Origin of the sequence: Acinetobacter sp. ANC 7912, assembly GCF_039862785.1 — a bacterium.
Classification (GTDB): Bacteria; Pseudomonadota; Gammaproteobacteria; order Pseudomonadales; family Moraxellaceae; genus Acinetobacter; species Acinetobacter thermotolerans.
On sequence record NZ_CP156795.1, the window covers coordinates 975,379 to 998,338 of the forward strand.

Genomic DNA, 22,960 nt, shown 5'->3' on the forward strand with positions numbered 1-22,960 from the left:
GGTTGAATGGATTAAAAAATAACCAAAAACAAGATTCTCCTACTAAAAAAATTAAAAAAAATGAATTTTTTTTTGTTTTAGCCCTTGAAGCGATTTATTCCATCTCCATAAAAAGGACATCAAAAAGTTTTGATGGTGACCAGGGAATAATGAGTCATCATCAGTCATCAAAAAAAGACTTAGTCTGATGGAGTTAAATATGAGCAACATTCGTCCATTACATGACCGCGTTGTTATTCGTCGTGTTGAAGAAGAAACTAAAACAGCTGGCGGTATTTTACTTCCAGGTTCTGCTGCAGAAAAACCAGCGCAAGGGGAAATTATTGCAGTTGGTAATGGTCAAATCACTGACAATGGCGTACGCGCGTTAGATGTAAAAGTTGGCGACAAAGTATTGTTCGGTACCTATGCGGGTACAACTGTAAAAGTAAACGGTGAAGAACTTCTCATCATGAAAGAATCTGACATTTTAGCGGTTCTGGAAGACTAATCTTCGCTAAAAAACGATCTTACATATTCCATTTCAGATTTTGTAAAGATATAAAAATATTTGGAGTCAAACATGTCAGCTAAAGACGTAAAATTTGGTGATTCAGCTCGCAGCAAAATGATTGCTGGTGTGAACATTCTTGCAGATGCAGTAAAAGTGACCCTTGGTCCTAAAGGCCGTAACGTTGTCATCGACCGTTCTTTCGGTGCACCACACATCACTAAAGATGGTGTTTCTGTTGCGAAAGAAATCACTTTAAAAGACAAATTCGAGAACATGGGTGCTCAACTGGTTCGCGAAGTATCTTCAAAAACTAATGACATCGCAGGTGACGGTACAACAACTGCAACTGTACTTGCTCAAGCAATCCTGAATGAAGGTATCAAATCAGTAACAGCGGGTATGAACCCAATGGACCTGAAACGTGGTATCGACATTGCGGTTAAATCTCTGGTAGCTGAAATCAAAGCAACTGCAAAACCTGCTTCTGATTCTAAAGCGATTGAACAAGTTGGTTCGATCTCTGCGAACTCTGACACTACTGTTGGTAAACTGATTGCGCAAGCAATGGAAAAAGTAGGTAAAGAGGGCGTAATCACTGTTGAAGAAGGTTCTGGCTTCGAAGACGCGCTTGACGTTGTAGAAGGTATGCAGTTTGACCGCGGTTATATCTCTCCATACTTCGCAAACAAACAAGACACTTTAACTGCTGAGCTTGAAAACCCATACATCCTGTTGGTTGACAAGAAAATCAGCAACATCCGTGAACTGATCACTGTTCTGGAAGCTGTTGCGAAAACTGGTAAACCACTGCTGATCATTGCTGAAGATGTGGAAGGTGAAGCGCTGGCTACTCTGGTTGTCAACAACATGCGCGGTATCATCAAAGTATGTGCGGTTAAAGCACCTGGCTTCGGTGACCGTCGTAAAGCAATGCTGCAAGACATCGCGATCCTGACTGGCGGTACTGTCATTTCTGAAGAAATCGGTATGCAGTTGGATCAAACTACACTTGAACACTTAGGTACTGCACACAAAGTGACTGTATCTAAAGAAAATACAGTAATCGTTGATGGTGCTGGTAACCCAGAACAAATTTCTGAACGTGTTCAACAGATCCGTGCTCAAATCGAAGAGTCTACTTCTGAATACGACAAAGAAAAACTTCAAGAACGCGTAGCTAAACTGGCTGGCGGTGTAGCAGTGATTAAAATCGGTGCTGCAACTGAAGTTGAAATGAAAGAGAAGAAAGACCGCGTAGATGATGCACTTCATGCAACTCGTGCTGCAGTTGAAGAAGGTGTAGTTGCAGGTGGTGGTGTTGCGCTGGTACGTGCTGCTAAAGCGCTTGACGGTGTAACTGGTGCCAACGATGACCAAAACGTAGGTATCAACATTCTTCGTCGTGCAATTGAAGCCCCTCTTCGTCAAATCGTTGCCAACGCTGGTGATGAACCATCTGTTGTGATTAACGCTGTGAAGAATGGTGAAGGTAACTTTGGTTACAACGCTGCAACTGGTGAATACGGCGACATGCTGGAAATGGGTATCCTGGATCCAGCGAAAGTGACTCGTTCTGCGCTTGAACATGCAGCTTCTGTTGCTGGCCTGATGCTGACTACAGAATGTATGATCACTGAAATCCCAGAAGACAAACCTGCTATGCCTGACATGGGCGGCATGGGTGGCATGGGCGGCATGATGTAATTCATCATCCGATCATTGATCCAAAAAAATCCCCGCTTTTGCGGGGATTTTTTATTGGGCTATTTATATAATTTAATTCATCTCTTTCACTAACTTGTAATTCAGACTGCTATTAATTTTCTCGCCTGTCTGGATATCGCGGACTTCGACAAAATTTTCTCCAACAAAGAATTTACGGTTTTCACCTTTTTCGTCCAGTGTAATGATGGAAGGCTGATTCGGATCGAAGCTAAAACTACCTTTAGTTTTTACTTCGGTATTTTTAGTGTCTGAAATATACTCTTCTTTGAGTTCATAAGTTTTGTCTGGATGTAACTCCAGTTCTATATTGATTCCTTCACAATCCGCACAAGGGAAAGTCCCTTTATATTCACCCGCCCAGTCCAATGAAGTTTCTGCAGTATCCCCGACAGTAGTATTCTTTGGCATACTTGGTGCATTGTTTTGCATAGCTGTTTGTTGATCAGGATTTTCTACAGTTGAAGGTTGTTGGGTTTTAGAGCATGCAGTTAATCCTAAGGCGACTATCGTAACTGTAACAAGAAGGAGAGTATTTTTCATTTTTCTGAACTCATGAATATATTTCTTAATTTAAAAGATAAAAATTTAGAAATCAAAAAAGTAGTGGAACTTTGTAAATGATAGTATTGTTGCTAAGCAATGTGCTCAAAGAAAGCCATTAGAGATTTAATCTAATTTAATATTTAAAAAAGAGAACTATGAAGTAGAAGCGATAAAACCTCGAAAGAAGAATACAGGCAGAAATAAGACGCTATACAAGAAGTGCATCTTTTGCCTAAATCGCTCAATCTTTATTATCAGTGGGTAAGGAGGGGATGATGTTAAGTGATAAAGAAAATGAAATTATTGAACTCATTTATGATGCTGCCTTAAATCCAGAGTTTTGGAATAAAGTATTGGGAGAAATTGTTGCATTTACCAAGAGTACTACGGCGATTTATACCTATCTGGACCAATTAAATCCTGAACAGAATTTTGTATTGACCCATAATATTCCTGCTGAAGGCCTGGCAAATTACCATAAAGAACATCTTGATGTCATTGATATGAAATTACATGGGGAGACCATGAAAGCATTGGGCGTTGGGCGTTGCTATACCTTGGATAGTAAACCCTATGAGCTTATGCAAAATACAGATGCACAAAAATTTTATTTAAAGTGTCTAAAACCTTCCAATATACGCTATCTGAATGGGGTGTTATTGGAGCATGGAGCTTATAAATGGGCGATGTTCGCAGTCCATCGTGCAGATCAATTGGAGAGTTATAGTGAACAGGATAAAAAAATACTGGAAAGATTCGGAAAGCATCTAAGACGATCACTGCAAATTTATCGACAGATTATTGAATTGAAAAATGAAAATAGTAAAAACACTCAAATTCTGGATAAATTAAAAGTGGGTGTTATTTTACTGAATGAAAATATGGAGCTTAGATTCAGCAACCAGTATGCTCAAAATATTCTGAATCAAACCCAGTTATTATGGGTTGATCAAAAGCAACGTATAAAAACCTTAGCACAGTACCAGCCACAATTAGAAAGCCTGATCCAAAGTGTGTTAAATAAAAACTCTAAAGCTGCAATCAATCATGAAATAGGTGGAGTACTCTGTATTAAAAACGCAGAAGAGCATCCACTGATGCTAACTATAGTGCCTTTAAATTATATTCCAGATCATGAATTTATAAAGATTAATAAAGCAGTCGCAATTTTTATCAGTCAATTAAATTCTCGATATTCACTGTCTACTAAGGTCATGAAAGAGGTATATGGTTTATCACCAAGAGAAATTGAAATTTGTGAGCTATTTTTAAATGGCTATGATTTAGAGAGTATTAGTCAGTACTGTAAAATTACCATGAGCTCCTTAAGAACTTATTTGAAAACGATTTATTCTAAGACCAAATGTACTTCCCAAGTGGAATTACTTCGGTTGTTGATGGGCTTAACTTTAAATTTTGAGCATATTGAATAACTTAGCCTAATCAAGGATTAGGCTAAGTATGTGTAAATTATTATTTGTACCGATTTAAGGTATAGCTACCTTCTCCTGCAACTGTGAAGGTTAGTTTATCTGCCTGAACATTCAGGGAAAGACCTGATTGCGCATTCGTATCTGATAAACCTGCACAACCATTGGTGTCAATGATAATATCTCGAGGATCGATGTAGAGTTTATTATCTAAAACACGATATTTTCCATATTCAATCCCAGGGCCACCACAAGGTGTATCTCCAGGTTCTACTTGGTCATCACCCACTGGATCGAGTAGTAAATAAGTATTGTTTGCATTGAAAATAAAGATATGGGAAGCAGGGCTTTGCCATACCCCTATAATTCCATTTACTGTATTTGGTAGTCGGCTAAAGGTAGCTGATTCCTCAGGGTTCTTTTCTTCTTGAATGAGAAGTTGAGTACCATCGAATTGAAGTACCATATTTCGAGGTTTTCCAAAATCAGTTAGACCCCAATCTTGGTTAGTATCAAGGGTGGCGGACGCAGTAAATATGCCAGTAATAGGGTCATATGAATCAATTTTCCCTACTTCCATACCATTGAACTCTTTTTCTTCATCATTAAGAACAACCTCACCCATGATATAGCTGCCATCTTCTTTAATAATCAGAGCTATCGGTGATTCATCTTCTTCAGTACCTTGAACATACCAGATACCTGCAATATCTTTTAATATGGTTTTACTAAAATTTTCTTTAGCTTTTTCTGGGCTAACTACACTCTTATTTTGGAGTTCAGGAATATTTTTTAGTTGAGTTTGTAAGTTTTGAGCAAATTCTTCGGGTGCTGCTGAAAAATTAATTGTTTCTTTAGAAATTGATGAAAGATCTGGTGGGATTGTGATCCCATCATCATGATCACCTTCTGTATCAAGTGATTGTAAGAAAACCATTAGATTAAGCTGAGCTTTTTCATCTTTTGCTAATTCAAGAGGTGTAATTCGTTCAGCTGCCTTCACAGTCCCAATTGGAATATCTCCAACACTAAAGGTGATTTCATCTCCTTCTTGATATTCAAATTCTCCACGATCGTTGGTCTGCTTAGTCACACCATTAATGGTGTAATTTGCACCTATAATGACACCATCAGTCAATACACCAATTTTTGATGAACTTTGTGGTGGTTGAGGTGTAGATGAAGAATCATTTGATGAGTCCCCGCCACAAGCAGTTAATAGCCCAGATAATGTAAGTGCGAGTAATGTTTTTTTCATTTCGGTTCCCTCATGTATTAGTCTTGTTAATATAAAGATTCATATGAATAAGGTGATATCCCTATTTAGGGAGGGTATACATTTAAATATTGAATAGGGTTGTTATTAATAAATGATTTGTACTTTTATATTAGACGAAAAGAAGTAAGTTAGAATTTGAATTGAAAAATATTAAATATAATTATGATTGATTTAAAAAGAGATTTTTTAAAATTACATATGGCTTTGTTGCACAAAGATTTGAAATGCAAAGCGCCCCTAATTGAGCCAAATTTAAGGCGTAATTTGGGTAAGTGGTCGACCTAATTCCGTAAATCGGTTGAGGACTGCTACACGTGCATGAATTTCATTCACCTGACTAGGAAAGCTTCTTGCCATTAATTTATCGCCTAATAATTTGATGCAATGCATCTTGGTTTCCACCAAACTGCGGCGATGATAGCCTGACCATTTTTTCCATAATGTCCTGCCTAAACGTTTAACTGTTCGAAGTAATTCATTTCGCTCTAGCGAGCTACTCTTTCTATCTTTCCATGGTTTCGCATTTTTTCTAGGTGGAATCACCGCATGTGCTTGCCGATCTGCAATGACCTGACGGCATTGCTTGGTGTCATAAGCTCCATCGGTATAAACAGAGTCAATCTGCTCATCTTGTGGAATCTGATTAAGTAAATCACCAAGCACCTGTGAATCACTGACATTATTGATTGTGAGCTGAATAGCGCGTATTTGTAGGGTTTTGGCATCTATACCAATATGTAGTTTACGCCATTGGCGACGATATTCAGGTCCATGTTTCTTGCGTTTCCATTCGCCCTCACCTAGAAACTTCATGCCTGTAGAGTCTACAAGTAGATGCAGCCCCTCGCTACTTTTTTGGTAGCTGATTGCAATATCAATATGCTTTTGTCTTCTACAAAGCGTACTGTAATCTGGTGCGGTCCAATTTAATCCGCAAAGTTCAATCAGACTTTGCACAAAGCCAGTGACCATACGTAAAGATAGACGGAATAAGGATTTAATCATTAAGCAGCATTGGATAGCTGCGTCGGAGTAGGTTTGATTTCGCCCTTGTTTGCCTTTTGATGGAGCATACCATTGCGTAGCAGGATCAAACCAAATGGCAATATTTCCGCGACTCATGAGTACTCGGTTATATGCGGGCCAATTGGTTGTGTGGTAGATTTTATGTGTAGGCTTCTTCATTTGAAAATTATATCGCTGAAAAAGCCTTTACAGATAGGTTTGTGCAACAAAGCCATTACATATTAATAAATCTTTAAATATATTTTTGATAGTTTATCCAAGAATAAACTAAATTATGTGTCTGAATTAATAGTGGTAATATTAATTCAGGTTTCTTTATTATGAGGAGCTCTCTTTAGCCGGAATCCCCCCCAAATTCTGACAAGCTGATTTATATAAATCATATTGCTGAGTCACTGCATCATATAAAGGCATCTCTGCAGGTTCTTCGCCATTTTCATATTTTTCTATATACGATTCCGCTTTGCTTTTTGAGCTATATAAGGACTGTTCGAAATATTGAGTCACGCTATTATGCTGCATCTGTGAGGATTCAATACCATTGCAATGAAACAGCTTTAACATCTGTTTAGCTTTTTGAGCATCATTGGATAAACATGCTGTAAGACAGAGCATAAGACTGAGTGCTGCAAAGGCTTTCATTTTAGGTATCAGATAGAGAGAAGGGAGTTCTGATATTTTAAGCGGATTTTTAAAGGTTGAACCTTGGTTGGCTCTGCGATTGATCAAAATATGAGGTATTGTGCAGCATGATTTATTGATTGATCATCACTGCACAAGATTTAAGTCTTAGCCTTTTACCAGACCACCATCGACAATCAGGTTTTGACCAGTCACAGCACGTGAATAAGGAGACAAAAACATCAGGATGGCTGAAGCAAATTCTTCTGGTGTAATTACTCGGCGGAGCGGAGTGGACTGCGCAATCAGGTCAAACACAAAATCGGGTGTTGCTTTACTGGCATCCGTCATTTGTAACAGACCGCCTGAAAGCATATTGACGTTAATACCGTATTGCCCCAAGTCCTGTGCTGTCGTGCGGGTAAAAGCCAACAGGGCAGCTTTTGCGGTGGTGTAGTCGTGATAAGGCACGACCGGGTTTTGCACGAGGTTAGTCCCAATATTCACGATACGGCCAAAGTGAGCCTGTTTCATATCATCCAGTGCCGCTTGAGTGGTATTCAGACATGCTTGTACAGCACCACTGAATTGTTGAGACATGGCTTCCCAGGTCAGGTCTTCCACTTTAGGACGTGCATCCCCATTAAACTCAAACTGGATCAGGGCATTATTTACAACAGAATGAATAGCCTCACCAAAATGGGCTTTTGCTGCAGCAAACATCGCTTTGACCTGATCCGCCTGAGTGACATTAGCCTGATAGGCAAATACTTGTTTTGGGTATTGGTCTTGTAAAGCTTCTGCTTGGGTTTTACTACTCAAGTAGTTCACCACGACACTGGCACCTTCCTGAATCAGTTGTTGTGTAATAGCTAGACCAAGGCCACGAGCACCGCCTGTTACAAGTACAATTTGATCACGAATCTGCATAGTTCAATATCTGCATAGTTCAATTTTGAATAAAATGATTTGGATTACCTTAGCAGCAATCCCATTGGATGCAAAGCAATGCAAAACTTTGACATTTTTTCTTTGCTTAAATCATCAGCGCTTTGATGAGTAGAAAACAGCCTGAACTAAACAGTAGTCCCAGTACAATCTGTTTAAAGCGTTGTTCCGAGATACGATGAAATAGCCGTGCACCCAGAATGGCAGGAATGCTAACTGCTAGAATGAGTATGGCCAGATAGGGTAAATGATTCTGATTTAAAGTCCCGTGCAAGAGATAAGCAGCCAGAGTAAAGACTTGAATAGCAAAATTGAAGTGGCGCAAGATATAACGCTGCTGCTCTTTCGGAAGCTGTTTGAGCATTAACCATGCTGAAGGCACAGAACCGCAGAATCCGCCCAGTCCCCCTAGAACTCCACCAATCAGACCAATCGAAGCATCGACTGTCTTGCCGGAATGCTGAATCGATTTGATTTTAGGGTTCAATAACATCAGTGGGCACCAGATGACCAGAAATATCCCGAGTAAGATACGGAAAGTTTCAGCTTCGACAATGTTCAATAACCAAGTACCGAGTGGCACACCGATCAGCCCGGCAATTAAATAGGGCAGATAGAGTGCTTTCTTTAAATGTGTCGTTTTAGGCTCATTCGGAAGTGAAATGATATGACTCCAGACGGAAGCAAAAACCACTAAAGGTGCGGCGAGCTGTGGACTGAGCCCCCAAACCCAGAATGACATGGCAACAAGAGCAAAGGCAAAACCGGTCAGACCCTGTACGAAGCCTGCCACCATTGCACCGAGAATAAATAATAGCCAGTTCATACAGATCAGTACTTTAGAAAAAATGTAGTATTTAGAAACTAGCCTGAAAATCCAAGCTTATCCTTAGCTGTATTTATGCAAACCTAAGTTCAGGGTTTGATAAAAGGTTTAGGCAAAAAAGTATTTAGCTGATTTTAATATGTATAAAACGCAAACAAACTCAAACAATAGATCAACATTTGCTCCGATTACTCTTCATGAAAAGGTCTGATACTGACAGGGTGAAGGAGAGAGGTGATCAACATGATGAAAAAAATGATAGTGCTGTCATCGGTATTGGCAGTCGCCCTGACTGGCTGTGTGATGGATCCATATTATGATGATGACCGTGGTCATCGCGACCGTCATGGCCATTATGACCGGGATCATGATGGAAAATGGAAACATAAGGATAATCGTGATTGGAACCGTGATCGTGACAACCGTGACTGGCGACGTAGCCGTTAATAGGATGGTCCATAGTTTTAATTATTACTCTCTATATAATAAAAAAGGATTCCTTAATGGAATCCTTTTTTATGTTGTGCAAAGTTAGGGTTATGCACTGACGTTTTTCTGATAGAGTCCAGCACGAACCGTTCCAGCTTTTGTGTTTTTAATCAATTGCCATGAAGCGGGAAGTTGTAAAGTCTGTAATTCACGGTCGGCTTCAACGTAAATCAAGCCATTAGTTTGAATCAATGGATCAGCCAGTTCAGCCAGTTCAGTCCATAAATTCAGGCTATACGGGGGGTCCAGAAATACCAGATCAAACTGATCTTTTAAATTGGGCAGGGCCTGTTGCGCCGTCGTGATTTTGAGCTGGGCACGTGCTTTGGTGACTTTTAAGAGCTCCAGATTTTGAGTGAGAAACTGTGCCTGGGTACGATCAGGTTCAATCATGACGACACTGGATGCACCACGGGATAAGGCTTCAAAAGACAGCGCACCAGAGCCAGTGCAAATGTCTAGTACTTTAGCATTCTGTACATCCCACATCAGCCAGTTAAACAAAGTTTCGCGAACACGGTCAGGTGTCGGGCGTAAGCCTTCAATACTGGCAAAAGCCAGCTGACGACGTTTCCAGTCACCACCAATAATACGCAGCTGATTTTTCATGTTTAATCTCCTTCAACCGCAGTGGCTGGACGTGCAGGTGCAGCCGGATGTGCTGCACCGGTATTGTGGTTTTGTTGCTGGCTGGCTGGGGTGGCCGCACTATCCGGGCTGAGAATGCCTGAACCGCTTGGCAGTTCACCTGGTTTAATACCTGCTGTCATCAGGCCGCCACTAATTTGGTGGGCTGATGGCACAATTGGCTCTTTTTTACGTTTCAGTAGCCAATAGTCAAAAATAGGACGTGCTAATTGTGCTGCAGAAGCACCGTGTTTACCATTTTCCCAAATAATGGCGACGGCAATCTGTGGTTTATCCGCAGGGGCAAACCCAACGAACAGGCCATGGTCGAGCTGGCGCTCAGTCAGCAGGGCTTCATTATAGCGTTTACCCTGTGCAATACTTTTCACCTGGGCGGTACCGGTCTTACCAGCGATCAGATACATCGGAGTGCGAATACCGCGACCTGTACCGGCTTCTACCACATCCACCATGGCATCACGCATTTTGGCCCAGTCTTCAGGTTTGCCGTTAAACTGGATTTTACCATCCGGGGCATTATGCGCTTTGTAGGCTTTGGCACCTTTGCTGTCACGCAGCACGTGTGGGGTCACATGCGAACCCTGGTTAGCGGTAATCGCGGTCGCCATGGCTAATTGTAATGGGGTGGCAGTAAAGGCACCCTGACCGATACTGACGGAAATGGTTTCACCACGTAACCACTTGGATTTACGGGTCCGCATTTTCCATTCCGGACTTGGATACAGACCGGAACTTTCACTTGGTAAATCGACCCCAGTTTTTTCACCAAAACCAAACTGGCGCATCCACTCATTCATACGCTCAATACCCATGCGGTAGGCCAGAATATAGTAGAAGGTATCACAGGAAATCACCTGTGCCTTATGTAGGTTGACGCTACCATGGCCAGATTTACGCCAGTCACGGAATTTATGTGAATCACCTGGTAAGGAGAAATAGCCTGGATCGGAAATAGCTGTGCCCCAGTCAATCAAGTCATAGTGCAGGCCACCGAGACCAAACATAGGCTTGATCGTAGAGCCAGGAGGGTAAACCCCTTGCACGGCACGGTTATATAGTGGCTGATCTAAGTTGTCGCGTAGAAAAGCATAATCTTTAGAGCTGATCCCGGTGACAAACAGGTTCGGGTTAAAACTTGGACTGGAGACTAGTGCCAGAATTTCACCAGTATTCGGATCCATGGCAATAATGGCACCGCGACGGCCAGCCAGCTGTTCTGATGCGACCATTTGCAAACCGTAGTCGAGAGAGAGATACATATCATTGCCGCGAACCGGCTCTTTACGTCCCAGGTGACGTAGCACATTACCATGGGCATCAGCTTCTACCGATTCATTCCCTGGTACGCCATGCAGCAGATCTTCATAGTATTTTTCGACCCCGATTTTCCCGATCAGGTTGGTGCCGGCATATAGATCCTTATCAATTTCTTTCAGTTCTTTATCGTTAATCCGGCCCACATAACCAATCACGTGCGCAAACAGCTCACCATGTGGATAGTAACGGGTCATCTGGGTGTCAATCTTCACACCTGGGAACTGATATTTCACTTCACTGAAACGGGCAATATCATTTTCGGTCAGGTTAAGCTTGATTGAGACGCGTTCAGTTTTACGTGCAGTCTGGATTCGGCTGTGGAAACGGTCAATATCTTCCTGAGTCAGTTCCAGAATCGGCGTCAGTCGCTTGATCGTTCCTTCAATGTCTTCGACATCAGCACGACTCATGGTCGCGGTAAAGACCGGATAATTGTCTGCCAGCAAAATCCCATTACGGTCATAGATATAACCACGGGCAGGGGCTAGGGGTTGCAGCCGGATACGGTTCTGGTCGGAAGCGGTATTAAACTTATCATAGCTGACAATCTGCAGGTAGGCATAGCGACTAACCAAAAGCAGCATGCAGATGGTGACCAAGCCAATCGAGAAAAACACACGATTGCGATAAATGCGTTTTTCCTGCTGTACATTTTTTAGGGGAAAATGTTGCTTCATACGAGATCGACTTAGACCTGAACACGGATTAAAAGAAAGTGGAATATTCTAGCGCAACTGGCCTGCTTTGGATATTTAAAAACAACTTGGCTGTCCATGTGCTGAACGTTGACTTTGCAGACATTAAAATTATGGTGCTTTGTATACAACTACCGGAATAATTCTGCTAAAGTCCAAAGTGAATAAAAAGCAAGATACCTAAAAACAATAATGATTTACGGATATTGGTGAAAAGGAATGAACAAACTTTACCCTTTACTGGCATTGGCTTTGATGACGAATGCGGCTTATGCACAAGACCAGATATTTTCCACGCCTGAGCCAAAATTAGGAGATGCTCAAGCCAGTACTTGGAATATTGGGGCGGGATTTACCAAGAAAATGATCCATGTCAATCCGGAATGGGTGAACCCGTATGGGATTGGTTATGTGAAAGCTGGTGTTTTTCTGGACGATGACAAGACATTTGGTGCTCAAGCTGGCTTTCGATATCCGGCACATCTCACAGGAAAGGACAAAAATGGGTATTATGTCGGGGTTTATACCGGACACCTACAGACCAAACAGGTCGATGGGGAATATGAAGCACAGCTGGGCGGCGGAATAGATCTTGCTTATGTCATGCTGAGCTCAGAACGGATCAGTACCTTCAGTGTCGGCATCGGTGCAGGGGAAAAGCTGACCAGCCGCAGTGGCTATGTCGTAGCCGAAACTGAACCCGTACTACAATTCTCCTATACTTTAAGTATCAGTTTATAGACAAAATATTCGACTTGATAAATAACCGTATTCTGTGAATTAAAGAATTACATATGGAAGTTATACATGCTTGAGTACGTTAACGAGTTGTGGCAAGCCTTTTTGCAACGTCCCGATTTCTGGGCCGTGCTGAGTATCATACCTGTCACAGCATTCGTTACCTGGGCACACGTCTGGATGGCACTGAAAATGGTGTTCTATCCAATTACTTTCTGGGGATTCCATATTGGACCACTGCCAGTGGGTTGGCAGGGCATTGTGCCGCGTAAGGCAGGCCGGATTTCCGGGATTATCACTGATAATACCTTGTCAAAACTGGGCTCGATTCAGGAATTCCTGCAAGCGATGGATCCGGAAGACATGGCACGCATCATCGGGGAACAGGTCGGTTTTGAACTGGAACACCTGATCGATGAAGTGATGATTGACCGCAATGCAGTGCTCTGGGAAAACCTGCCGTATTCGATCAAGCGCCGGATCTATGCTCAAGCGCATAAACAGCTTCCAAATATTTTGCGTCAACTGGTGACTGAGCTGACCATGAACGTCGAGTCACTGGTAGATATGCGGGAAATGGTGGTCAGCCAGATGGAAGGTGATCGTCGTCTGATGGTACGCATGTTTCTGAAAGTGGGGCAGAAAGAGATCAACTTTATCTGGCATATCAGTGCCGTGATTGGGATGTTCTTTGGTCTGTTCCAGATGATTGTCTGGTTCGTGGTACCATGGCACTGGACTGTACCGTTCTGGGCTTCGATTTGGGGTTTCCTGACCAACTGGATCGCAATCTGGATGGTGTTTAACCCGATTGAGCCGCACTACGTGAAATACCCACAGTTCTTTGAATTGACTAAAAATCGTAAGTTTCCGTGGATCAAGCCAGTTATTCCGCGCATCGGCACCTATAACATACAAGGTGCATTTATGAAACGTCAGGAAGAAGTCTCTGACGTCTTCGCGAGCGTAGTGACAGAAGACCTGATTACGTTAAAATCAATCATGACTGAAATGATGTATGGTGGGAAAAAAGACAAAACCCGCCGGATCGTCAAACGCCACATTAACGAAATTATGGAAACTCCGCTGGTTCGGACCTCTTTACAGTTGTCTTTAGGGCCAAAAGAGTATGCAAAACTCAAGACAGACTTGATCGATCGCTCGATTGAAATTACGATGGTGCCTGTATGCGACCCTGCGTTTAATGCGAGCCGTGCACAGAAAATCTATCAAATGTTTAGAGACCGCATACGCGAGTTAACACCGAAAGAGTTTCAGAACCTGTTACGTCCTGCATTTCAGGAAGATGAATGGATTCTGATTGTACTCGGTGGAGTTACCGGTTTTTTCGCGGGTTTAATCCATTTGTTTGTGGCTTTCTTATAACGAGATGCTGAAATGCCGGATATCTTTGGGTAGATCCGGACATTTGGTGTCCTATACATTGTTAAAAAATGAGGATGTTTATATATGCGCATTATCTTACTCGGACCACCTGGAGCAGGTAAAGGTACACAAGCTCAGTTGATCTGTAAGCGCTACAATATCCCACAAATTTCAACCGGTGATATGCTCCGTGCTGCAATTCGTGAAGGAACTGAATTAGGTTTACAAGCTAAAAGCGTCATGGAAAATGGCGGTTTGGTTTCTGATGAGTTGATCATCGGTCTTGTTAAAGAACGTATTGCTCAACCTGACTGTGCAAATGGCTGCATTTTTGATGGTTTCCCACGTACCATTCCTCAAGCGGAAGCGCTGGAAAAAGAAGGCATCGCAATTGATCACGTGATTGAAATTGATGTGCCAGACGAAGAAATCGTAAAACGTCTTTCAGGTCGTCGTCAGCACCCAGCTTCTGGTCGTGTTTACCACATCGTTTACAACCCACCAAAAGTGGAAGGTAAAGATGATGAAACTGGTGAAGACCTGGTTCAACGTCCAGATGACCAGGAAGAAACCATCCGTAAACGCCTTGGCGCATACCACGCTGAAACTGAACAGCTGGTTGGCTTCTACCAAGGCCGTGCAGCATCTGGTGAAAATGCACCGACTTACGACAAGCTAAACGGCTTACGTCCAATCGACGAAGTTCAAACTGATCTGTTCGCGATTCTGGACCAATCAAAATAATCGACCTTCGATCATTTTGACATTCAAAGAGCTCTAAGTCATATTAGGGCTCTTTTTATTGGGATGTATAGGGACAGTAACTGTGAAAATTGGTCTGATCTTGCTCATGGTGTTGTTCTTGGTCATTCTCGTGGGGCTGGTGGTCATGAGTGCCCGTATACTCACTAAAGTGAACAAGCAGGAACAACGGGAAAATGCCGGCAAAATACCTGCTCGTCAGCTACATCCAAAACTTCAGGCAGAATTCGAACAGCGTAACAAAAACAAGAAATAGAATTTTTATCAGATGAAGAATTCGCGTAAAAAAGCTGAACCAAAGTTCAGCTTTTTTTGTTTTAGAATAGGATTAATCAATATTTTTAACTGCAATGGGTTTTAAAGCGCCAAAGTCAAAACGGTCTGGCCAGTTGCACACATCCGACACTACACATTCATGACATTTCGGCTTGCGCGCGATACAACAGTAGCGGCCATGTAAAATCAGCCAGTGATGCGCATCCACAATAAATTCTTTGGGAATCACTTTTACTAGTCGGTGTTCAACTTCAAGTACATTTTTACCTACAGCCAAGCCGGTACGGTTACCTAAACGGAAAATATGGGTATCAACAGCCATGGTCGGCTGACCAAAAGCGGTATTGAGTACCACATTTGCCGTTTTACGGCCGACACCCGGTAAGGCTTCCAGATTGGCACGGTCATTCGGTACCACACCGTTGTGCTTCTTGATCAGCATCTCACAGGCCTTGATGACATTTTCGGCCTTAGAATTATACAGCCCGATGGTCTTGATATATTCCTTGAGTCCATCCACACCCAGTGCATAGATGGCTTCTGGTGTATTGGCAACAGGGAACAGCTTATCCGTGGCTTTATTGACGCTGACATCCGTTGCTTGTGCAGAAAGGGTGACGGCGACCAGTAACTCAAACGGACTAGAATAATTCAGCTCGGTTTTTGGATGGGGACGTTGTTCACGCAGGCGCTCAAAGAAGGTCTGAATCTGCTTGCGGGTCATGTTTTTGACAGGCTTGCCATTTGCAGTGGTCATCAATGTCTTATCCCTGTAAATCCTGGAGTTGCTGAGTTAGTTCTTCAAGCTGAGCACGTTTACGGGCATCTTCACGTACCGACAGCTGTTTTTCCAGTTTCTTAATCTGAGTACGAAGTTTGGCCAGTTGAATTGTAGTCTGTGCATCTATCGTGACGATGGTTTCTGCTGGTTTTTCTACCACTTCAATCACGGGTACATGGGTACTATGCGCCGAGAATTCAGCAAACAGTTCGGTATTGATTTCGGCGCGTACCACCGGACCTTTACGGTTGATGCGGCGTTTTTCTTCACGCTGGATATGGGCGTAATAACGGCGGCGCAGGTCATTCTGTTCTTCGATGCGCTGCTCCTCAGTCATGAGTGGCTGGATATCTTCGACCAAATCAATACAATCGACTGGGCACGGTGGGATACACAGTTCACAACCAGTGCATAGATCGGTCAATACGGTATGCATCAGCTTACCCGAACCAATAATGGCATCCACCGGGCAGGCATTAATGCATTTGGTGCAGCCAATGCATTCATCTTCACGGATGACTGCTTTCATACGCTGCGGGCGACCATCAGCCTGAATCGGCCAGACACTTTTTTCCGCTTCGAGACGTGGACGATTCAGTAATTTGGCAAGGGCATCCGCGACAGATTGTCCACCCGGAACACATTTATTGGCATCTTCTCCTCCGGCAATGGCTTGGGCATAGGGCAGGCAGCCGTCACGATGACCACATAAACCGCACTGGGTTTGGGGCAATAAAGCATCAATGGACTGGATGAGAGAGATCTGCGAATTCATGTTAAGTCAAAGCCGCTCATAATGAGCATTGCAAGAGGTGAAACAAAATATGTCTGAATATAAATATTAACATGTTTTTTAACACTAAAGTTGTGCCCGATTTAGGTACACAAACTGCATTATTTTAAGGCATAAAATAACAATTAAACTTTGATTAAACTGAGTTTTTTGAAGATGTTAATTTGATTCATAATAAATATAAATGATTGTTATAAAATTAATTTTCAATTTTTTTGAAAAAACCTATTGTGGATTAGTTACAAAAGATATTTAATATTTTGCGCCAAAATTTAACATTGATTGTAAATTTGACCAATTTTGATCCATTTTCTGCTGAGGATTAAGCGTTGAAATACAAAACACTTAATGAGTTCCTAGATTACGTTAAATCACGTGATGCACATCAACCAGAATTTCTTCAAGCTGTAGAAGAAGTGATGACAAGCTTGTGGCCGTTCATTGAAAAGAACCCACAATACGCAGCTCACGGCTTACTAGAACGTCTAGTTGAACCAGAACGCGCAATCCAGTTCCGTGTTGCTTGGGTAGATGACCAAGGTCAAACACAAGTGAACCGTGCTTTCCGCGTACAATACAACTCAGCGATTGGTCCATTCAAAGGTGGTATGCGTTTCCACCCATCAGTGAACCTGTCTATCCTGAAATTCCTGGGCTTTGAACAAACTTTCAAAAATGCCTTGACTACGCTGCCTATGGGCGGTGGTAAAGGTGGTTCTGACTTCGACCCTAAAGGCAAGTCAGAAGGCGAAATCATGCGTTTCTGCCAAGCGTTGATCATCGAGCTTTATCGTCATCTTGGTTCTAACACTGACATTCCTGCGGGTGATATCGGTGTGGGCGGCCGTGAAGTTGGTTACATGGCTGGTATGATGAAAAAACTCAGCAATGACACTTCATGTGTATTCACTGGTAAAGGTCTGACTTTCGGTGGTTCACTGGCTCGTCCAGAAGCAACTGGTTACGGTACTGTGTACTTCGCTGAAGAAATGCTGAAAACTCGTGGCGACAGCTTCAAAGATAAAATCGTAGCGATTTCTGGTTCTGGTAACGTGGCTCAGTACGCTGCTGAAAAAGCAATGTTCCTGGGGGCGAAAGTGGTTTCACTTTCTGACTCTAACGGTACTGTTTACGTGAAAGACGGTTTCACTACTGAACTTCTTGCTGAAGTGATGGAACTGAAAAACGTGAAACGTGGCCGTATCTCTGAATTTGCTGCTGCTCACGGTTTTGAATACCTGGAAGGTCAACGTCCTTGGGGTATCAAATGTGATATCGCGCTTCCATGTGCAACTCAAAACGAGTTGGATGGTGCTGATGCAGACAAACTTCTTGCAAATGGTACAATCTGTGTTGCTGAAGGTGCAAACATGCCTTCTACACTTGAAGCAGTTGAAAAATTCGTTGCAGCGAAAATCCTTTACGCTCCAGGTAAAGCCTCTAACGCGGGTGGTGTAGCAACTTCTGGTTTGGAAATGTCTCAAAACGCTCTGCGTTTAGGTTGGACTTTCGAAGAAGTTGACGAACGTCTGCACGCAATCATGAAAGAAATTCACCGCAACTGTGTGAAATACGGTACTAAAGAAGATGGTACTGTAAACTACGTAGACGGCGCAAACATCGCTGGCTTCGTGAAAGTTGCTGATGCAATGCTTTCGCAAGGCGTATTCTAAGTTCTAACTTAGACTAAGCTTAAAAAACCGGAGTGATTGCTCCGGTTTTTTTATATTTATTGAAAATTATTAAAGAGAACCTTTCACAGCTTCCCGTTCCACAGCCAGATCAAAAATATAGACATACTTAGATTGGTCTGCGGCAGGGTTCTTAACCTCAAAACGCTTTACCCGAATGATCTGGCGTTCATTCGGACTATGCTGAAAACCTTTAATCTGGTCATGGAACAGCGTCCAGTTTTTATCTACCTGCGTTTTTAAGCCTTGCTCGTTATATTTGATTTCACGAACCTGTAGACAGGTTTGCGGTACAACACCGGTACATGGTTTGGTTTCTGGTGCAATTTCCAGGAAAACGATTTCAGCTTCACCATTATATTTAACCTGAGTTCGATGAAATCCACTTAACCTTTTAGCATATTTTGGAAAGTTGGCTTATTGGGGTTCAAACAATAAGCCACTACAGCAGCCATGATATTCACCATGAAGTTATTTACCGAACGATGACGTGAATGTTCAAGTTGATGTAAATTTTTTAATTGATCATTCACTGTTTCGATCAATCCTCTTCTGCAAAGTAATTGTTTTTCTTCTTCAGTTTGGATGGGTTTATTTTTCATATTCCGACGTGATGGGGTCAATATTTTCAGTCCTCTTGCTGCTAAAGCTTCGGCTTTTGCTTTGCTTAAATAGCCTTTGTCTCCGAGTAGGATCCCTTTTAATTCTTGAGTTAAAGATTCTAATATAGCAACATCATGAACATTTCCCGATGTCAGCTTGAGATTAATAATTTCACCTAAATTATTGATAACGAGATGTAATTTAAAACCATAAAACCAACCCGTACTACTTTTTCCACGACCGGCCAAGCCTTTAAATACACGATGCCTTTTAATCCGAAGATTATGGCAAACTACCAATTTAGTGGAGTCAATGATACTGATTCCCGTATCTTTTCCTTTCACCTGATGGAAGAAGCTACTCAGAGCTTGCAAACAACGGGGCATGATTTCAATAAATCGGTTGTAGCTAAGCAGTTTAGGAAAAGCAGATTTCCAGAATGGAACGATCATTTGGCAATAAAAATATTTGAAGAATCTAAAACCGGATTGATGAAATAAAATGACAATGGTCATTGCTTCAGACAAGCTTAAAGCTGACTTTTTCAACCTGGTTTTTTGATTAGAAATTAAAGCTTTCTCTAAAGATTCATTAAATTTTTTGCAGAAATCATCCAAAATACAAAATAATTCGGTAATATGATCCATTGAGAAGCCTTGTTTTATAACATTTTGTCTTGAGAACCAATATGTTACAAAAACAGGGCTTTTTTTCTACTCTTTTTTTATATCGAACTCAGGTTATTTAGTTTCTGGTGTCATTTTACCGTGTAGAACATACTGCTGATTATTCGCGGTAATAGTTAAAGTTGGTGCTTCGGTATCAGTCGCATTCAGGTTAAAGGGAAGCTGGTGATTATCAAAGATTTCACCCGCTAGCTTTTCCTGCTGCATGGCTTCAGGGGTGCAGGCTTTCATGGTGGAAATGACTGTGCCCGTTTCCAGTTTATCAGCGTTGATATTCCAGCTTCCACCTAAACTGTTACACATGGTTTTCACACTAAAACGATTGTCTTTATGGAAACTCAACACTAGATGATCAGTTGCTCCGGTATCCAGATGCCATTCATAGGCGGTTAGGGTTTTTGCAGCATTTTGCTGTTGGAGTACAGACACAGCGAGATCTCCCACTTTTTGCACATCATTGGATTGGCAGGCAGCCAGACTAAAAGGAAGAACAAGCGCAAATAAATATTTTAATTTCATTGAATGAATAATCATGAAGTAAGTTAAACAGCTTGAAGCTTAACCTATTCATTTTTAAAAGATATGAATACATTTTGAAGATTTTGGTAGCAAAATGTATCCAAATTTTAGGCAGGAAAAAACAGATAATAAGAAATTAATACAGCCCAGATCAAGGTTTGTATGGAACAAACCGTTTTAGTCAAAACGGTAAATATCCATCCCGAGTGAACCCATGCTAAAACTGCTATGCACCAGACTAAAACGTGTGCCTGTGCCCATGGAAAAGAACAGTGGGGCGAAGTGTTCTAGCGTCGGGTGGTTGCGTTGCAGATAAGGAAGGTTAGGCCAGTCCAGCACCGCTTCATAATCGCTGTGATTGAGTTTGCTGACCACATAGTTGCGGAAGGTTGAGGCCCATTCCGGTATAGTCGCCGCCTGACCGGTACGATCCAATTCACGTAGGTTATGGGTAATGCTGCCTGAACCAATCAGCAGAATTTGCTGTTCACGTAATGGTGCCAGTGTCTGGCCAATCCGATAGATATCATGTGCAGTCCTGCTCATAGGCAGGGAAATACCAACCACCGGAATATCCGCTTCAGGATACATGTGTAGCAGTGGCATCCAGACCCCGTGATCATTTGGGCGGGTATTGTTGGCATAGGCATGCAAACCGGCTTCAGAGAGCATGCCTAAAATTTTTTCTGCCAGTTCGGGTTCACCCGGTGCCGGGTAGCGCATCTGATAAAGCTGTGGCGGGAAACCACGGAAGTCATGCCAGGTTTCTGGGCGAATTCCAGTATTTACTTCCAGAGCATTACTTTCCCAGTGTGCCGACATGACAATAATGGCCTGTGGGCGGGGTAGGTTAATACTCAAACGTTCCAGCGCCGGGCCGACTTGCTCAGGATTCAGGGCAAGCATCGGTGAGCCATGTGAGATAAATAAGCCGGGAAGCGTTTGTAGATTCATAGTTCAGGCCACAACTGGAAATAATTCAAAGAAAGTAGATTAATAATGCATGAAATGCAGGCTATAGGGGAGTCACTCTTGTCCAACAATACGTTGCAGAAATGGAACACTGTCCATTCTGCCTAGCCTGCACGATGGTAGGGATGATTGTTGTTAATACTCATCGCACGGTACAGTTGTTCAATCAGCATCACACGGACTAGTGGATGTGGCAGGGTCAGTTTGGAGAGTGACCAGTGCCATGCGGCTGCTTTACGTACTGCTTCAGAATGACCATCCGGTCCGCCAATGGCTAGTGCCACATCATTGCCTTCCAGCATCCAGCCTTTCATGGTTTCTGCCAGTTTTTCGGTGCTGAATTCACGACCACCCACTTCAAGCGCAATTAGGGTTTCATTTGGCTTGAGGGCATTTAAAATGCTTTCACCTTCAATATTGCGATATTTCAGGATATCGGCTTCCGAATCATTTTTGCCGCGTTTGGCCATCGGCAGCTCAAGTATCTGAGTCTGAACAAAAGGCTGTATACGCTTGAAGTAATCTTCAAAACCAGTGAGTACCCAGCTAGGCATTTTTTGACCGATGGTCAGAATACGGATTTTCATACAGACTTCATTTTGTTCAGGAGAGGCCCATTATAACGATGAAACAACATGAAGTTGAGTCTGTAAACAAATTGAAATTGAATTGGAAAATCTGCTGCTGCATATATAGACAGAGTCAAGTTTCCGCTTGATCAGGATATGGATAATAACAAATGCGGATTGCAGCGATTTTAAGAAGAAGTTTTTTAGGGTTATTGATTAGTCTCTCATTGATCTTTCCAGGCTGGACTTGGGCGAATCCAGAGCGAAATGCACAGGTGGCAAATCTGGAGCTATTTTTTAGCCAGATTTTAAGTCTCGATGAATTTCGGAACCATAAAAATATAGCTGAACTGAACCGGGTTTCGGCCTGGCTGAAAGAGCAGATGCGCCGTTTCGGTGTGCCATGTGAGTATCAGGGCTATCAGGTGAATAGCCTAAGTTATCGAAACCTGATCTGTAAGTTAAATGCCAAAGCCGGGAGTTCTATTGTGGTTGGGGCGCACTATGATGTATTCGCCAATACTTTGGGAGCAAATAACAATGCTTCGGGTGTGGTTGGAGTATTGGAAACGGCACGTCTGCTCAGTCTGCAAAAAAACAAACTGAAAAATAATATCGAATTTGTGTTTTATACGCTGGAAGAACCACCTTATTTCAAAACTGAACATATGGGCAGTTATCTTCATGCCAAATCCTTAAAAAAGAGCAAGCAGAAGGTTAAAGGTGTATTTGTGCTGGATTCGATTGGTTACTATGACGAAAATCTGGTACAGAATTATCCAGCTGGGTTGAAATGGATCTATCCGAAACATGCCAATTTTATTGCCAGTATTGGGCATCTCAGTTCGGTGGGACTGACCAGTGATTTCTGTGATGCGATGCAACGACGCCAGAGGTTGGATTGTGAGCGTTTTATTATCCCAAACTTTATGCACAGCATGGATTATTCCGGTTATCTGAATTATGCGCGACAAAATTATCCAACAGTATTGATCAGCGATACGGCACATTATCGTTATCCTTATGACCATACTGAGCAGGACACCTTGGATAAACTTAACCTAAAAAAAATGACTTATGTGATTGATGGGTTGGTCGATACCATTCTGAATCTTTAAACCATTCGATATTTTTCAAATAAACA

General features: G+C 42.3%; 24 protein-coding genes and 1 pseudogene. 10 read left to right on the forward strand and 15 right to left on the reverse strand.

From position 1 onward, the window contains the following. Positions 1-199: 199 nt before the first annotated feature. Positions 200-490: a co-chaperone GroES gene (gene groES / locus ABEF84_RS04830; protein WP_034586362.1), complete on the forward strand. Its 291-nt coding sequence runs from the start codon at positions 200-202 to the stop codon at positions 488-490. A 72-nt stretch (positions 491-562) separates the two neighbouring features. Next, entirely contained in the window at positions 563-2,197 is a 1,635-nt protein-coding gene (gene groL / locus ABEF84_RS04835) for a chaperonin GroEL (protein ID WP_034586365.1), read from the forward strand. Positions 2,198-2,269: 72 nt separating this feature from the next. Here the strand turns inward: groL and ABEF84_RS04840 are convergent, their stop codons facing one another. Continuing rightward, on the reverse strand, positions 2,270-2,758 hold the full coding sequence (locus ABEF84_RS04840; RefSeq protein WP_347453746.1) for a copper resistance protein NlpE: 489 nt from the start codon (positions 2,756-2,758) through the stop codon (positions 2,270-2,272). 275 nt (positions 2,759-3,033) lie between these two features. Between ABEF84_RS04840 and ABEF84_RS04845 the strand changes: the two genes are divergently transcribed. After that, a complete protein-coding gene (locus ABEF84_RS04845) occupies positions 3,034-4,194 on the forward strand; it encodes a LuxR C-terminal-related transcriptional regulator (RefSeq protein WP_347473785.1) in 1,161 nt (386 codons plus the stop codon). Positions 4,195-4,234: 40 nt separating this feature from the next. On the opposite strand, the gene ABEF84_RS04850 is transcribed toward ABEF84_RS04845, so the two are convergent. The 5 genes from ABEF84_RS04850 to ABEF84_RS04870 form a co-directional block, all read right to left on the reverse strand. Continuing rightward, on the reverse strand, positions 4,235-5,449 hold the full coding sequence (locus tag ABEF84_RS04850; protein WP_347453748.1) for a hypothetical protein: 1,215 nt from the start codon (positions 5,447-5,449) through the stop codon (positions 4,235-4,237). Positions 5,450-5,722: 273 nt separating this feature from the next. Further along, positions 5,723-6,655 carry an IS5 family transposase gene (locus tag ABEF84_RS04855; RefSeq protein ID WP_347453749.1) on the reverse strand — a complete coding sequence of 311 codons (933 nt, stop codon included), beginning with the start codon at positions 6,653-6,655 and terminating at the stop codon, positions 5,723-5,725. Positions 6,656-6,814: 159 nt separating this feature from the next. Next, the gene (locus tag ABEF84_RS04860; RefSeq protein WP_347453750.1) at positions 6,815-7,138 is read right to left on the reverse strand and encodes a hypothetical protein; all 324 of its coding nucleotides are present in this window, start codon (positions 7,136-7,138) and stop codon (positions 6,815-6,817) included. A 147-nt stretch (positions 7,139-7,285) separates the two neighbouring features. Next, the gene (locus ABEF84_RS04865; RefSeq protein ID WP_347453751.1) at positions 7,286-8,047 is read right to left on the reverse strand and encodes a 3-oxoacyl-ACP reductase; all 762 of its coding nucleotides are present in this window, start codon (positions 8,045-8,047) and stop codon (positions 7,286-7,288) included. A 106-nt stretch (positions 8,048-8,153) separates the two neighbouring features. Beyond that, complete coding sequence (locus ABEF84_RS04870) at positions 8,154-8,891, reverse strand: sulfite exporter TauE/SafE family protein (protein ID WP_347455608.1); 738 nt, start codon at positions 8,889-8,891, stop codon at positions 8,154-8,156. Between the two features lie 243 nt (positions 8,892-9,134). On the opposite strand from ABEF84_RS04870, the gene ABEF84_RS04875 reads away from it, so the two are divergent. Beyond that, positions 9,135-9,338, forward strand: coding sequence for a hypothetical protein (locus ABEF84_RS04875; protein WP_347453753.1), 204 nt, complete (start codon positions 9,135-9,137; stop codon positions 9,336-9,338). 90 nt (positions 9,339-9,428) lie between these two features. On the opposite strand, the gene rsmD is transcribed toward ABEF84_RS04875, so the two are convergent. After that, the gene (gene rsmD, locus ABEF84_RS04880; protein WP_347453754.1) at positions 9,429-9,989 is read right to left on the reverse strand and encodes a 16S rRNA (guanine(966)-N(2))-methyltransferase RsmD; all 561 of its coding nucleotides are present in this window, start codon (positions 9,987-9,989) and stop codon (positions 9,429-9,431) included. 2 nt (positions 9,990-9,991) lie between these two features. Continuing rightward, the gene (gene mrdA, locus ABEF84_RS04885) at positions 9,992-12,022 is read right to left on the reverse strand and encodes a penicillin-binding protein 2 (protein ID WP_347455609.1); all 2,031 of its coding nucleotides are present in this window, start codon (positions 12,020-12,022) and stop codon (positions 9,992-9,994) included. 237 nt (positions 12,023-12,259) lie between these two features. Here mrdA and ABEF84_RS04890 point away from each other — a divergent pair, with 237 nt between their 5' ends. The 4 genes from ABEF84_RS04890 to ABEF84_RS04905 all read left to right on the forward strand — a co-directional run bounded on the left by ABEF84_RS04890 (position 12,260) and on the right by ABEF84_RS04905 (position 15,182). Beyond that, the gene (locus tag ABEF84_RS04890; protein WP_347455610.1) at positions 12,260-12,781 is read left to right on the forward strand and encodes a hypothetical protein; all 522 of its coding nucleotides are present in this window, start codon (positions 12,260-12,262) and stop codon (positions 12,779-12,781) included. A gap of 66 nt (positions 12,782-12,847) precedes the next feature. After that, positions 12,848-14,164, forward strand: a complete 1,317-nt coding sequence (locus ABEF84_RS04895; protein ID WP_347455611.1) for a hypothetical protein — start codon at positions 12,848-12,850, stop codon at positions 14,162-14,164. A gap of 84 nt (positions 14,165-14,248) precedes the next feature. Then, positions 14,249-14,908: an adenylate kinase gene (gene adk, locus ABEF84_RS04900; RefSeq protein WP_034586393.1), complete on the forward strand. Its 660-nt coding sequence runs from the start codon at positions 14,249-14,251 to the stop codon at positions 14,906-14,908. 82 nt (positions 14,909-14,990) lie between these two features. After that, complete coding sequence (locus ABEF84_RS04905; RefSeq protein WP_347455612.1) at positions 14,991-15,182, forward strand: hypothetical protein; 192 nt, start codon at positions 14,991-14,993, stop codon at positions 15,180-15,182. A 72-nt stretch (positions 15,183-15,254) separates the two neighbouring features. Here ABEF84_RS04905 and nth read toward each other — a convergent pair whose 3' ends face one another. Both nth and ABEF84_RS04915 read right to left on the reverse strand, forming a co-directional pair. Continuing rightward, positions 15,255-15,959 carry an endonuclease III gene (gene nth, locus ABEF84_RS04910; protein WP_347455613.1) on the reverse strand — a complete coding sequence of 235 codons (705 nt, stop codon included), beginning with the start codon at positions 15,957-15,959 and terminating at the stop codon, positions 15,255-15,257. A 7-nt stretch (positions 15,960-15,966) separates the two neighbouring features. Continuing rightward, a complete protein-coding gene (locus ABEF84_RS04915) occupies positions 15,967-16,758 on the reverse strand; it encodes an RnfABCDGE type electron transport complex subunit B (protein ID WP_347453759.1) in 792 nt (263 codons plus the stop codon). A 347-nt stretch (positions 16,759-17,105) separates the two neighbouring features. Between ABEF84_RS04915 and gdhA the strand changes: the two genes are divergently transcribed. Further along, the gene (gene gdhA / locus ABEF84_RS04920) at positions 17,106-18,449 is read left to right on the forward strand and encodes an NADP-specific glutamate dehydrogenase (RefSeq protein ID WP_347453760.1); all 1,344 of its coding nucleotides are present in this window, start codon (positions 17,106-17,108) and stop codon (positions 18,447-18,449) included. Between the two features lie 69 nt (positions 18,450-18,518). On the opposite strand, the pseudogene ABEF84_RS04925 reads toward gdhA, so the two are convergent. The 5 genes and pseudogenes from ABEF84_RS04925 to rlmH all read right to left on the reverse strand — a co-directional run. Further along, positions 18,519-18,836: pseudogene (locus ABEF84_RS04925) on the reverse strand (DUF4377 domain-containing protein); the annotation flags it as partial. A 17-nt stretch (positions 18,837-18,853) separates the two neighbouring features. Further along, a complete protein-coding gene (locus ABEF84_RS04930; RefSeq protein ID WP_004679438.1) occupies positions 18,854-19,717 on the reverse strand; it encodes an IS982 family transposase in 864 nt (287 codons plus the stop codon). Positions 19,718-19,810: 93 nt separating this feature from the next. Beyond that, a complete protein-coding gene (locus ABEF84_RS04935) occupies positions 19,811-20,275 on the reverse strand; it encodes an META domain-containing protein (protein WP_347455615.1) in 465 nt (154 codons plus the stop codon). A 177-nt stretch (positions 20,276-20,452) separates the two neighbouring features. Continuing rightward, entirely contained in the window at positions 20,453-21,229 is a 777-nt protein-coding gene (locus tag ABEF84_RS04940) for a class III extradiol ring-cleavage dioxygenase (RefSeq protein WP_347453762.1), read from the reverse strand. A 122-nt stretch (positions 21,230-21,351) separates the two neighbouring features. Continuing rightward, positions 21,352-21,834, reverse strand: a complete 483-nt coding sequence (rlmH, locus tag ABEF84_RS04945) for a 23S rRNA (pseudouridine(1915)-N(3))-methyltransferase RlmH (protein WP_034586406.1) — start codon at positions 21,832-21,834, stop codon at positions 21,352-21,354. A 152-nt stretch (positions 21,835-21,986) separates the two neighbouring features. Between rlmH and ABEF84_RS04950 the strand changes: the two genes are divergently transcribed. Further along, on the forward strand, positions 21,987-22,934 hold the full coding sequence (locus ABEF84_RS04950; RefSeq protein WP_034586409.1) for a M28 family peptidase: 948 nt from the start codon (positions 21,987-21,989) through the stop codon (positions 22,932-22,934). Positions 22,935-22,960: the final 26 nt, after the last annotated feature.

What these genes read in the sequence shown, in the direction of transcription:
- groES (WP_034586362.1), top strand. Translation starts at nt 200, where the DNA reads ATGAGCAACATTCGTCCATTACATGACCGCGTTGTTATTCGTCGTGTT.
- groL (WP_034586365.1), top strand. Translation starts at nt 563, where the DNA reads ATGTCAGCTAAAGACGTAAAATTTGGTGATTCAGCTCGCAGCAAAATG.
- ABEF84_RS04840 (WP_347453746.1), bottom strand. Translation starts at nt 2,758, where the DNA reads ATGAAAAATACTCTCCTTCTTGTTACAGTTACGATAGTCGCCTTAGGA.
- ABEF84_RS04845 (WP_347473785.1), top strand. Translation starts at nt 3,034, where the DNA reads ATGATGTTAAGTGATAAAGAAAATGAAATTATTGAACTCATTTATGAT.
- ABEF84_RS04850 (WP_347453748.1), bottom strand. Translation starts at nt 5,449, where the DNA reads ATGAAAAAAACATTACTCGCACTTACATTATCTGGGCTATTAACTGCT.
- ABEF84_RS04855 (WP_347453749.1), bottom strand. Translation starts at nt 6,655, where the DNA reads ATGAAGAAGCCTACACATAAAATCTACCACACAACCAATTGGCCCGCA.
- ABEF84_RS04860 (WP_347453750.1), bottom strand. Translation starts at nt 7,138, where the DNA reads ATGAAAGCCTTTGCAGCACTCAGTCTTATGCTCTGTCTTACAGCATGT.
- ABEF84_RS04865 (WP_347453751.1), bottom strand. Translation starts at nt 8,047, where the DNA reads ATGCAGATTCGTGATCAAATTGTACTTGTAACAGGCGGTGCTCGTGGC.
- ABEF84_RS04870 (WP_347455608.1), bottom strand. Translation starts at nt 8,891, where the DNA reads ATGAACTGGCTATTATTTATTCTCGGTGCAATGGTGGCAGGCTTCGTA.
- ABEF84_RS04875 (WP_347453753.1), top strand. Translation starts at nt 9,135, where the DNA reads ATGATGAAAAAAATGATAGTGCTGTCATCGGTATTGGCAGTCGCCCTG.
- rsmD (WP_347453754.1), bottom strand. Translation starts at nt 9,989, where the DNA reads ATGAAAAATCAGCTGCGTATTATTGGTGGTGACTGGAAACGTCGTCAG.
- mrdA (WP_347455609.1), bottom strand. Translation starts at nt 12,022, where the DNA reads ATGAAGCAACATTTTCCCCTAAAAAATGTACAGCAGGAAAAACGCATT.
- ABEF84_RS04890 (WP_347455610.1), top strand. Translation starts at nt 12,260, where the DNA reads ATGAACAAACTTTACCCTTTACTGGCATTGGCTTTGATGACGAATGCG.
- ABEF84_RS04895 (WP_347455611.1), top strand. Translation starts at nt 12,848, where the DNA reads ATGCTTGAGTACGTTAACGAGTTGTGGCAAGCCTTTTTGCAACGTCCC.
- adk (WP_034586393.1), top strand. Translation starts at nt 14,249, where the DNA reads ATGCGCATTATCTTACTCGGACCACCTGGAGCAGGTAAAGGTACACAA.
- nth (WP_347455613.1), bottom strand. Translation starts at nt 15,959, where the DNA reads ATGACCACTGCAAATGGCAAGCCTGTCAAAAACATGACCCGCAAGCAG.
- ABEF84_RS04915 (WP_347453759.1), bottom strand. Translation starts at nt 16,758, where the DNA reads ATGAATTCGCAGATCTCTCTCATCCAGTCCATTGATGCTTTATTGCCC.
- ABEF84_RS04930 (WP_004679438.1), bottom strand. Translation starts at nt 19,717, where the DNA reads ATGGATCATATTACCGAATTATTTTGTATTTTGGATGATTTCTGCAAA.
- ABEF84_RS04935 (WP_347455615.1), bottom strand. Translation starts at nt 20,275, where the DNA reads ATGAAATTAAAATATTTATTTGCGCTTGTTCTTCCTTTTAGTCTGGCT.
- ABEF84_RS04940 (WP_347453762.1), bottom strand. Translation starts at nt 21,229, where the DNA reads ATGAATCTACAAACGCTTCCCGGCTTATTTATCTCACATGGCTCACCG.
- rlmH (WP_034586406.1), bottom strand. Translation starts at nt 21,834, where the DNA reads ATGAAAATCCGTATTCTGACCATCGGTCAAAAAATGCCTAGCTGGGTA.
- ABEF84_RS04950 (WP_034586409.1), top strand. Translation starts at nt 21,987, where the DNA reads ATGCGGATTGCAGCGATTTTAAGAAGAAGTTTTTTAGGGTTATTGATT.